9 protein-coding genes are annotated in these 11,232 nt (G+C 61.4%); 5 read left to right on the top strand and 4 right to left on the bottom strand.

Features of this window, described 5'->3' with window-relative positions; translation table 11 throughout:
• Nucleotides 1-353: 353 nt before the first annotated feature.
• Entirely contained in the window at nt 354-1,025 is a 672-nt protein-coding gene (locus tag ACM6IK_RS12800) for a class I SAM-dependent methyltransferase (RefSeq protein ID WP_414874627.1), read from the bottom strand.
• A gap of 127 nt (nt 1,026-1,152) precedes the next feature.
• Complete coding sequence (locus ACM6IK_RS12795; RefSeq protein WP_414874626.1) at nt 1,153-3,456, bottom strand: DUF3772 domain-containing protein; 2,304 nt, start codon at nt 3,454-3,456, stop codon at nt 1,153-1,155.
• Nucleotides 3,457-3,993: 537 nt separating this feature from the next.
• On the opposite strand from ACM6IK_RS12795, the gene ACM6IK_RS12790 reads away from it, so the two are divergent.
• From ACM6IK_RS12790 to ACM6IK_RS12780, 3 genes are read left to right on the top strand one after another with little or no spacing between them, the layout of a single operon-like run.
• Complete coding sequence (locus tag ACM6IK_RS12790) at nt 3,994-4,959, top strand: Bug family tripartite tricarboxylate transporter substrate binding protein (RefSeq protein ID WP_414874625.1); 966 nt, start codon at nt 3,994-3,996, stop codon at nt 4,957-4,959.
• A gap of 1 nt (nt 4,960) precedes the next feature.
• Nucleotides 4,961-5,443 carry a tripartite tricarboxylate transporter TctB family protein gene (locus ACM6IK_RS12785; protein WP_414874624.1) on the top strand — a complete coding sequence of 161 codons (483 nt, stop codon included), beginning with the start codon at nt 4,961-4,963 and terminating at the stop codon, nt 5,441-5,443.
• A 15-nt stretch (nt 5,444-5,458) separates the two neighbouring features.
• Nucleotides 5,459-6,967: a tripartite tricarboxylate transporter permease gene (locus ACM6IK_RS12780; RefSeq protein WP_218432857.1), complete on the top strand. Its 1,509-nt coding sequence runs from the start codon at nt 5,459-5,461 to the stop codon at nt 6,965-6,967.
• A 56-nt stretch (nt 6,968-7,023) separates the two neighbouring features.
• On the opposite strand, the gene ACM6IK_RS12775 is transcribed toward ACM6IK_RS12780, so the two are convergent.
• On the bottom strand, nt 7,024-7,923 hold the full coding sequence (locus tag ACM6IK_RS12775; protein ID WP_414874623.1) for a LysR substrate-binding domain-containing protein: 900 nt from the start codon (nt 7,921-7,923) through the stop codon (nt 7,024-7,026).
• 163 nt (nt 7,924-8,086) lie between these two features.
• Here ACM6IK_RS12775 and ACM6IK_RS12770 point away from each other — a divergent pair, with 163 nt between their 5' ends.
• Together ACM6IK_RS12770 and ACM6IK_RS12765 are read left to right on the top strand one after the other, a co-directional pair.
• Nucleotides 8,087-9,388, top strand: a complete 1,302-nt coding sequence (locus ACM6IK_RS12770) for an NAD(P)/FAD-dependent oxidoreductase (protein ID WP_414874622.1) — start codon at nt 8,087-8,089, stop codon at nt 9,386-9,388.
• A gap of 53 nt (nt 9,389-9,441) precedes the next feature.
• A complete protein-coding gene (locus ACM6IK_RS12765) occupies nt 9,442-10,530 on the top strand; it encodes a polyamine ABC transporter substrate-binding protein (protein ID WP_414874621.1) in 1,089 nt (362 codons plus the stop codon).
• 152 nt (nt 10,531-10,682) lie between these two features.
• Here ACM6IK_RS12765 and ACM6IK_RS12760 read toward each other — a convergent pair whose 3' ends face one another.
• Nucleotides 10,683-11,201 (bottom strand): carboxymuconolactone decarboxylase family protein, encoded by a 519-nt coding sequence (locus tag ACM6IK_RS12760; protein ID WP_414874620.1) that lies wholly within the window; start codon nt 11,199-11,201, stop codon nt 10,683-10,685.
• Between the last annotated feature and the right edge of the window lie 31 nt (nt 11,202-11,232).

The raw sequence follows: 11,232 nt of genomic DNA, 5'->3' as shown, positions 1-11,232 counted from the left end.
CTGCTCGCGAAGGCGGAGTGTCAGGCGACATCGATGTTGAATGTGCCGGCCTCGTCGCGGGCAAGCTCGCTCCCACAATGATTTGGGTGGTTCGCAGATTGTGCGTACGGCCACTGAACCTGTGGGAGCGAGCCTGCTCGCGAAGGCGGAGTGTCAGGCGACATCGATGTTGAATGTGCCGGCCTCTTCGCGGGCAAGCCCGCTCCCACAATGATTTGGGTAGTTCGCAGATTGTGCGTACGGCCACTGAACCTGTGGGAGCGAGCCTGCTCGCGAAGGCGGAGTGTCAGGCGACATCGATGTTGAATGTGCCGGCCTCATCGCGGGCAAGCCGGATCGCCGCACCGCCGCTCCTATAGCCGTGGTTCGGCCACCAACAACAACGACTGCGGCACGGGGCTTTGCGGGTGCTGTGGTTCCTGCAGTCCGGCCAGTGCGAAACCGGCCATGTCCAGCGCATTGAGCCAGCTGGGCAGGGTGCGGAAATACCACGGCATGGGCTGCCACTGCCCCTTGAAGCCGGCGAAGGTCTCTTCCCGCCAGCCATCCTGATAGTCGCCCGCCGCAGCCGTCCACGGATGTAACGTCTGGATCACCAGCGCGCCACCTGGGGCGAGCAGGGCGTTCATGGCAGCGAGCAGGGGGATGATGTCCTGATGCAGCAGGGCAAAGTTGGCGCAGATCAGGTCGTAGTCGCGGCCAATGTCGACTTTCACTTCGGCCAACGCTTCATAGCTCGCCACATGCACCTTCGACGAACCCGCCGCTCGCGCCGCCTCCACCAGCGTCACGTCGCCATCCACACCCACCGCGTCAATGGCCCGATCAGCCAATGCGCGCAACAACCAGCCTTCGCCGCAACCCAGGTCGAGCACACGCTCGGGCTGGCGGCCCAGCACCGCCAGCAGGATGGCCTGGTTGGTGACCTTGAGGCGGCTTTCGATGGTGCCGCTGCGGATGGCGTCGATCCAGGCTCGGGCGTTGTGGTGCCAGCTGTCGAGGAGGGTGGATTCGGGGGCTGACATGGTCGATGTCCGGCGTGATGGCTTGGATGAAAGGATAGGGCAACAGAAGGTTAACGGTGGGGTGGAGCCGGTTTTTACCCGGCATCACCGACTGCGCGTGCCTCCCGCTGCCACATGCGGTTGCGCCTCACACGGCAGGCGGTTTCGCCAGTTCAATGCCAGCGGCACCCAGCCGCTTGAGGATTTCAAACAGCAGCTCGCTTTTGATCGCGCCGACGGTGCGTGGGCTGCCGACATAACCGGTGATGGTCAAGGTGATGCCTTCAGGTTTCAGCTGACTGAAACGCAAGAACGGCACCGGTTTATCGAGAATGGATTCGTGTTCGGTGAAGGTATCGTGCAGCAGGTTTTGCACCTGCTCAGGGTCGATGTTCAGCGGGAACATCAGTTCGAGTATCACTACGCCCTGGGCGCTGCCGCCGAGGGTGACGTTGCGCAGGTTCTGCGAAATCAGGTGCGAGTTGGGCACGATCATGATCGAGCGGTCGGCCAGTTGTATTTCCGTGGCCCGCACGTTGATTCGGCGAATGTCGCCTTCCACGCCGCTGATGCTGATCAGGTCGCCGACCTTCACCGGGCGCTCGGTCAGCAGGATCAGGCCGGAGATGAAATTCTTCACGATCTCCTGAAGGCCGAAGCCGATGCCCACTGACAGGGCACTGACGATCCAGGCGAGGTTGGTCCACTTGATCCCCAGCGACGCCAGCGTGAGCAGGACGACGGACACGTAGCCGATGTTGGCGAACAGGGTGCTCAGCGAGGCGCACATGCCAGGGTCCATCTCGGTTTTCGGCAGGAACTCGCTATCCAGCCAGCGGCGTAGCGTGCGTATCAGGTAGACACCGATCATCAGTGTCAGGAGGGCATGCATCAAATTGTCCGGGACGATGTTCAGCTTGCGCAGCCCTTCACCGCCGAGTATGGCCACAGTGCCGGTGACCAACTGCCCGAGCGTCGTACCGATCCCACCGACAAACAACGCGATGACGCCGATCAGTATCAGGATGGCGCGGCCTGCGCCGGAAAACACGGTGCAGATCTGCTCCAGGCGCGGATTGCCGATGCCCAGCAGCTGTTTGATGGCCTTGCCGGCGGGTTGCCGGGGCGAAAAAACGTAGTCGCAGGTGTCCTGGTAAACCTGTGTGAGCAGGTAGAAAGCGGCGAAGATGATGAATATCCAGACCAATTCATAGGTGATGAACCGGGCCATCGTCACGTAGCCGATCACCAGGGCGAACAGGGACACCACCACGGCAAAGCCGGTAAACGTATAAATCAGTCCGGCGAAGGTGGTGACGCCTTCGGGAGTCTCTCCGGCCACTATCAGGTCTCGGCGCGTCTTGCTGACGCGCAACAGCAACGCGCCGATCACCAGTGCCGCGACCAACGCCACGATGCCCCGACCGAACAGCACCACTTCGGCGCTCATGCCGGTGACATTGCTCATCTGCACCAGGGTCACCAGCACCAGCAGCAGGCTTGCCAGCAACCTTGGATAGGGTTCCATCGCCAGCGCCACCGGATCGGCGATATCGGGCAGGCGCCATGAAGGATGTTTGGTCGATAGCAATGCGCGACTCAACCCGGTGATCAGCACGCAGGTATAGGCCAGCTTTTCCAGGTACTGCGCCAGATCGTTCAGCAGTGGGGTGTAGGGCAGTTGGTGGGTCCCGGCAACATGCAGCAGTTGCAGGGCGATGCCGGCGGTCAGTACCGTCGCCACTACCGATGCCAGCGCAAGGGAGCTGCGCCGCAACCGGCCTTCAGGCATTCGATGGATGCACAACCATGCCAGGGCCCGGCCGGCGAGTTTTCGCCCCACGGTCCAGATGGCCAGGGCCAGGATCAGCAGGGCGGCCGTGATCCCGCGTTGTCCGGGTTGCCAGACGGCCCGGTGCGTGGCCTCCAGTTGCTCGATGAGGGTGCTGAAACGCTGGCGGTCCTCGATCGGAAGAGCGAACAATGGCGACCAGAATCCCGGGTTCAGGATACTGCTGGTTTGCTGGGTCACTTCTGCTTCGATCAGGCTACGCCGAATACTGCCAATCTGGGTGATCAGTTCGGCGGCACTTGTTTTCAGAGCGGCCAGGGTTTTGAGCTGGCTATCGAGCTTGTTTTTTTGCTCGCCGAGGGCGTCTCGTTGGGTGGTAATGGCAGACGTCACCAAGGCGTTCTCGTCGAGCGGCACCGGCCCCAGCACGTTGAGTTGCGCCTGCAACTGCGCCTGTCCGGGCAACAGCGAAGTGGACAGGCGTTCAATATCCTGAATCAGTACTTGCACCAGATCCTGTGAGCTTTCCAGCTGGGTGTAATTGCTGGCCTGGGAAACCTGCTGCTTGAGGCTGTTCAGTTGATTCTGCACCCCCAGCAATTCGCTGTCGGCGATGCTGATGACCGGGGTTGCGGGGGCGGGGGCAAGGGTGTCGGCCATGGGCGCCGCCAACAGCCATCCCGGGCTGGCCGCCAGAAGCGCGAAGGCGACGCAGATCATTGACTTCAAGACATTGCACATCGGCGAACTCGACGGGTTGTTAGTCACTTAGCCAATGAGGTTAGGTCATGACACGCACTCTAGAGCATTGTTTTGTCGCAAGCGCCTCGGCGGGTTTTTGCCTGGGCGTGACTCATGTAGCCGGTGGCTGGCCTGACAGAGTTCAGGTTAACGAGGCGATCCGGACAGCCGACCAACAGCTTGATGACAAAGTTGTAATCAAACACCGGTCGGAACACCGCGAACCCTGTAGGAGCGAGCTTGCTCGCGAAGGATGTAAAGGCGCCGGGTTTATTCAGGTAACACGCGTAATCGTTCGCGACCATCGCGAGCGAGCTCGCTCCTACAGGGGGGTGCAGCGCTTTAAAACAGATCAACCCACGACTCCATGGCCTAAGCTTGTTCGCAGGCCCATGTTCATCGAGCACCTCGATGGCCAATCGGCACCTATAAAAACAATGCAATCAGGAGATGCCCATGTCCGCTTTGATCCGTCGTTTCAGTCGCTGCGTGGCCGCCGGTTTGACCGCTGCCGTGCTGGTCGCACCCGCCTTTGCGCTGGATACCGTGAAATTCATGGCCCCGGGTTCAGTGGGCGGTGGTTACGACCAGACCGCCCGGGTGCTGGGCAAGGCCATGGTCGAAGCCAATACGGCCAAAGCCGTCACCTTCGAGAACAAGGGCGGCGCGGGCGGAACCCTGGGCCTGGCACAATTTGCCAACAGCACCAAGGGTGACCCGAACGCCTTGCTGGTGGTCGGCGCGATCATGGTCGCGGGCATCGAACAGAACAAACCGCAGATCAGCCTGAAGGATGTGACGCCGATTGCCCGGCTGTTCACCGAGTACAACGTGATCGCCGTGCGCAAGGAATCTGAGTTCAAGACCCTCGATGACCTGATCAAGGCGTTCAAGGCCAATCCGACAAGCATCACTTGGGGCGGCGGCTCCAAGGGCTCGGTGGATCACATCGGCATCGCCGAGCTGGCGGGCAAGCTGGACGTGCCGGTCAACAAGGTCAACTACGTGGCCTTTGGTGGCGGTGGCGAGGTGGTTGCCCAGGCGCTGGGCGGCCAGCTCAAGGTGATCACCGGCGGTTACGCCGAGCTGGGCCAATACATCAAGACCGGTCAGTTCCGTGTCCTGGCCATCGGTGCGCCAGAGCGGGTTCCCGGCATTGATGCACCGACCCTCAAGGAGAGCGGCTATGACGTGACGATCGGCAACTGGCGCGGCGTTTACGGTGCAGCGGGCCTCACCCCGCAGCAGCGTAAAGAGGTGATCGACGCGGTGGTGGCCGCCACCAACAGCAAGGTCTGGCAGGACAATATCCAGACCAACGCCTGGACGCCCAGCGTGCTGACCGGCGATGAGTTCGGCAAATTCGTCGAGGAAGAACATGTACGGTTGCACGCCATGCTGGTCAAGGTCGGGCTGATTTGAAATGGCCACACTACGTACAGTGGTGCCGACGCAATTGGCCGTCGGCATCGGCCTGATCGCCATCAGCGTCGTGTTGGCGATGGGGGCCTACCGTTTTCCGCCGGAAATGGGTTTCGTCATCCTCCCGGCGTACGTTTATCCCTATGTCGTGGCGGCGTTTCTGGGTGCAGTGGGGCTGCTGCTGGGGTATCAGGCCATCAGCGGCGGTTTTCGCGAGCTGGATAACGACACCGCCACGGTGCCCGGTGGAAAAGCCGGTGCGGCCTGGGTGACCGCGGGGCTTGTCGGGGTGGCGGTGCTGATCAATCTGATCGGTTTCGTGCTGGCCGCCGGGTTGCTGTTTGCCTGTTCGGCGCGGGGTTTCGGCAGCCGCCATCCGCTGCGGGACCTGGCCATCGGCATTGCCTTGACCCTGCCGATCTACTGGCTGTTCAACGCCGGACTGGGGGTTTCCCTGCCGTCGCTGATCAACATCTGGCTTTGAAGGGAGATCGACACGGTGGACATTCTTTCAAGCCTGGCGATGGGTTTTGCCGCGGCGCTGACGCCGATCAATCTGATGTGGGGGTTCATCGGCTGCCTGCTCGGCACCGCCATCGGCGTGTTGCCGGGGATCGGTCCGGCGCTGACGGTGGCGCTGCTGTTGCCGATCACCGCCAAGGTCGACCCCACTGGCGCGCTGATCATGTTCGCCGGTATCTATTACGGCGCGCAGTTCGGCGGCTCCACCACCTCGATCCTGCTCAACACTCCCGGCGAGTCGTCGTCCATGGTCACGGCCCTGGAAGGCAACCTGATGGCGCGTAACGGCCGGGCAGGACCTGCGCTGGCAACGGCGGCGATAGGCTCATTCGTCGCCGGCACCATCGCCACGATTTTGTTGACGCTGTTTGCACCCATCGTGGCCAGGCTGGCGCTGAATTTCGGCCCGACCGAATACTTCGCGATCCTGGTGTTGTCGTTCACCACCGTGTCGGCGGTGCTCGGCGCTTCGATGCTGCGCGGGTTCGCTTCGCTGGGCGTCGGGTTGACCATCGGCTTGATCGGGCTGGACTCGACCTCGGGCATTGCCCGCTACACCTTGGGCGTTCCCGAACTGGTGGACGGTATCGAGGTGGTGCTGGTGGCGGTCGGGTTGTTTGCAGTCGGCGAAGCCCTGTACAGCTTGCTCTATCAAACCGAATCAAACGAAGGACGGCATCGCCTGACCTCGTTGTGGATGACCCGCGCCGACTGGAAACGCTCGGTGCCTGCATGGCTGCGGGGCACGCTGATCGGTTTTCCGTTCGGTTCGATTCCGGCCGGTGGCGCCGAGATTCCGACCTTCCTGTCCTATTCCACCGAACGCAAACTCAGCAAGTACCCCAAGGAGTTTTCCGCCAACAAGGGCGAGGGTGCCATCGAAGGCGTCGCCGGCCCGGAAGCGGCGAACAATGCCAGCGCGACCGGGTCCCTGGTGCCGTTGCTGACCCTGGGCATCCCGACGTCCGCCACCGCTGCGATCCTGTTGGCGGCGTTCCAGAACTACAACCTGCAACCGGGGCCGATGCTGTTCGAAACCTCCGCCGACCTGGTCTGGACGCTGGTGGCCTCGCTGTATATCGGCAACGTGATTTTGTTGGTGTTGAACCTGCCGCTGGTAGGGTTGTGGGTCAAGCTGCTGCAAATCCCCCGGCCGTACCTGAACGCGGGCATCCTCGTGTTCGCGACCATCGGTGTGTATGGCATGCGCCACTCATCCTTCGACCTGATCCTGATGTTGGCCATTGGCTGGGGCGGGGTGCTGATGCGCCGTTTCGACTTCCCCGTCGCCCCGGTGATCGTCGGCATGCTGCTGGGGCCGATGGCCGAGAAACAACTGCGTAACGCCTTGTCCATCAGCCAGGGCGACTGGATGGTGTTCGTCACGCAACCGATCTCGGCGTTCTTCCTTGCCCTGACGCTGCTGGTGTTGGTGGTGCCCCATGTGCTGCATAAACGCGGCATCAAGTTGCATGAGGATGATTGAGTCCTGCGAATGTGCAACTCCTGTGGGAGCGAGCTCGCTCCCACAGGTTCTGGGGCTTACTTGACGGACTGCGTTGTGGTTTGCGCGGTGAACCATTGCATGACGGGTGCGCAGGCCGGATGCGATGCCGCCGAAGGTTGCAGACACAGCGAGTAAATTCCTCGGGTCTTCAACGGCTCACCGAACGGGATCACCAGCTCGCCGCGCTGGATCGACTCGCCCGCCAGGGTCATGTCGGTCATCGCCACCCCCAGGCCCCGCGCGGCGGCATCGAGTGCCAGTTCGTCGAGGTTGAAGGGGATGTGCCGGTAATCCTGCAACGACCTGCCACCATTGGCTGACAGCCAGACCTGCCAGTCATTCTGGTCGCTTGAGCGGTGCAGCAAGGCGTACCCCGGCAAATCTTCCAACGCCGCCAATGGCTGGTCCGGGCTACCCAGGCCCGGTGCACACACTGGAACCAACGCTTCTTCGAACAGGGTCAGACAATCGGGCGCTGTGGACGGTTCAGGTAAATAGAGAATGTAGGCGTCGCTGTCACTGGCCGGCTCCACTACTTCGGTGGCCACGGTTTCAATTGCCAGGGATACGTCCGGGTGATGCCGGTAGAAGTCACTCAGCTTGGGCAAAAGCCAGCGCACCGCCAACGATACGTGCATACGAATGCGGAACGGGCGTTTTTGTGGCGCGAGCCGGTCTTCGAGGGTGCGCAACTGTTCGAGGATGCTGCGGGCGCTGGTAAGTACCTGTTCGCCCTCTGCGGTCAATTGCAGGCTGCGGCTGCTGCGCACGAACAGGGCGACACCGAAGTGACTTTCCAGCTGCTGGATCTGCCGGCTCACCGCACTTTGCGTCAGGCAAAGCTTTTGCGCTGCCTGGGTGAAGCTGCCCGAGGCGGCGACTTCCACCAAGGCCTGCAAGCCCTGCAGAGAGGGCACGTGGCGAATCTTGTCCATGCGTTTTCAGAATGCCTCGATGATTTAATAACGTTGGTTGCCCGTGTTTGGAGCCTTTAGATTCTAGTCATCGCCACCGTCTTCGAAAACCATTTATGCAAATCCTGCATGCAGTACTGCTTTGGATCGAAACGGTTCGCAGAACAAGAACCTGAGGTGACACATGGAAAATATCTGTGGCTGGATTGCGCAAGCGGGGAGTTCACCCCTGCGTGAGCCGCTCAAGGGCACGCAACAGGCCGACTGGCTGGTGATCGGTGCCGGCATCACCGGCCTCAGTGCGGCGCACGCCCTTGCGCAAATGCACCCCCAGGCGCGCATTGTGGTCGTTGACCGCCAGCGGGCTGCACAAGGGGCATCGGCGCGCAACTCCGGGTTTGTGGTGGCCCATGAGCATCCCGCCGCTGGCGAGTTGACGGGCAGCGACGGGTTCGCCGGGTATCAAGTGGATACGGCTATCGGCCGCGCAGCCGCCGACGAGGTCCGCAAGCAGATTACCCGCCATGGCATCGAATGCGACTTCAGGGAGTCGGGCTATTTCTTCGCTGTCAGCGATCCACACAAGCTGACCCACGTCGAGGCCAAGTTGCAGACTCTGCAAGCTGTTGGCGCCAGCGCGCAGTTCCTGCAAGGCGAGCCATTGATCGAGAAACTCGGCAGCCGGCACTACCGCGCCGCGATCTGGTGCGGTAACGGCAATGCGCTGCTGCAACCGGCGGAGTATGTGAAGGGCTTGCTCGATGCCTTGCCGCCGAAAGTGACGGTCTATGAGAACACCGATATCACAGGTCTTGAGCGCCTGAGCGACGGCCGAATTCGCGCCCGGGGCCAAAACGGCTGCGTCGAGGCCAAACAAGTATTGGTCTGCCTGAACGCCTTTATCCCTCGCGCGGGCATCGACGACAGCGGCACATTTGCAATGGAACTCAGCGCCAGCCTCACGCGGCCCCTCAGCGATCAAGAGTTTCAAGCCCTGGGTGCGCCAGAGCCCTGGGGCGTGCTGTCGACCCGACCACTGGGCGCCACGGTGCGCCTGACGCCGGATCGCCGGGTGATGATCCGCAACACTGCGGAATACCGCTCGCGGGATCTGTCATTGAGCGAATTGTCGACTCGTCGCCAACACCATGTGCTGGGGTTGCAACGGCGTTTCCCGATGCTCGGCGAGCAGGACATCGAATACACCTGGACCGGGCATCTCAGCGCTTCGCGCTCCGGGCAACCGTACTTCGCCAAGGTCGAGGAGGGCGTGTTCGCCGTGGCCGGGTGCAATGGTTCGGGAGTGGCGCGCGGCACGCTGTGGGGCCGCTTGCTCGCGGAACTGGCCTCGGGCCTTGATTCACCGCTGCTGCGCTCGGTCATTGAACGGGCGCAGCCCGGCTGGCTGCCGCCCAAGCCGTTGCTCGACATCGGTGCCATGCTGCGTATGCGCGTGGAAACGGTCCGGGCCAGAAGCGAAATCTGACAACACCCGCTTCACAACAAGAACAAAGCACTTCCCATCGAAGGTGATTCAACATGCGCGTCAATACGCTTTCCCTTGTGGTCCTTATCTCGACCTTTTCCGCCGCCACTCATGCCGACGAAACCGTCAATATTTCCAACTGGAACGGCTACATCGCCGACGACACCCTGGTCAACTTCAACAAGGACACCGGGATCAAGGCGACCTACGACATCCACGACAGCAACGAAGTACTGGAATCGAAGCTGATGACCGGCAACACCGGTTATGACGTGGTCAGCCCGTCGAACCACTTTCTGTCGCGCCTGATCAAGGCCGGTGCGATCCAGAAACTCGACAGGAGCCAATTGCCCAACTGGAAAAACCTCGACCCGGCGTTGATGAAGAAACTAGAGGTCAACGACCCGGGCAACCAGTACGGCTATCCGTACATGTGGGGGACGGCGGGCATCGGCTACAACGTCGAGAAGATCAGGGCGATCTTCGGCAATACCGACGTCACCCATTCCTGGAGCCTGTTTTTCGACGAGAACAACATCAAGAAGCTCAGCGAGTGCGGCGTGGCGATCATCGACAACCCGACGCAGATCCTGCCGATCACGCTCAACTACCTGGGCCTGCCGCCCCACAGCCATGAGCCTGCCGACTACAAGAAAGCCGAGCAGGCGCTGCTGAAGATCCGGCCTTACGTGCAGTATTTCCACGCCTCCAAGTACATCAGCGACCTGGCCAACGGCAACGTCTGCGCGGTGATCGGTTTCAACGGTGACATCGTGCAAGCCGCCGCCAGTGCAAAGGAGGCGAAAAACGGGATCGACATTGCCTACTCGATCCCGGACGAAGGTTCCACCTTGTGGCTGGACATGGTGGTCATGCCCAAGAACGCGCCGCACGAAAAGAACGGCTACGCCTACATGAACTACCTGCTGGAGCCGAAGGTGATTGCCAACATCAGCAACAGCATCCATTACGCCAACCCCAACAGTGCGGCGGATGCCTTCGTCGACCCGGCGGTGAAGCAGGACCTGGCGATCTATCCGCCGAAAACCGTCATGGACAAGCTGTTCACCGTCGAGGACTTGCCCGCAGCCATCGCACGCCTCAGCACGCGCTTGTGGACCAAGTTGAAAACCAATACCTGATTGCAAATCTGTCATTTGAGCAAAATCACTGTGGGAGCGAGCTTGCTCGCGATAGCGGTGTGTCAGACACCTAAGATGTCGACTGACACTCTGTCATCGCGAGCAAGCTCGCTCCCACAGGTTGTTTCAGACAAGACTTACGTTAGATCGGCTCAGGCTTCGATGGCCGGGAAGTCGATGTCAGTCAGCGCTGTGTTGTTCAGGTAGTTGGTCAACGTCTGCGAAGCCACGTGGGCGATCACTTCGATGATCTTGCCGTCGTCGATGCCGGCAGCACGTGCCGCGGCGATCTGTTCGACGGTCAGGTGGCCACGGCTTTCGGTGACCTGGCGGGCGAGGGTGGCATAAGCGTTGAGTTCGCCCTGACGCGCACTGAGGATGTCCTGGCCCGACAGCCCGGCCTTGCCGGCAAACAGCGTGTGGGCCGCCAGGCAGTAGTCGCAGCCGTTGACCTGGGAGGTGGCGAGGAACACCGCTTCTTTTTCCGTGGCGCTCAGGGATGTCTTGCCCAGTGCGGCCGAGTTTTGCAGGTACGACGCCAGCACCGCCGGGGCGTGGGCCAATACTTTGAAGAGGTTGGGCAGAAAGCCGATTTTTTTCTGCACGCCTTCCAGCAGCGGGCGGGTGGCGTCGGTGGCGTGTTCGATGCTGATCGGGGCAATGCGGGTCATGGTGATACTCCGTGGTGTGAAGCGCGGTATG

Source organism: Pseudomonas sp. IT-196MI5 (genome assembly GCF_949767415.1).
Taxonomy (GTDB): domain Bacteria; phylum Pseudomonadota; class Gammaproteobacteria; order Pseudomonadales; family Pseudomonadaceae; genus Aquipseudomonas.
The sequence above is the reverse complement of the archived record's forward strand: the minus strand, read 5'-3'. Positions and strand labels throughout refer to the sequence as shown.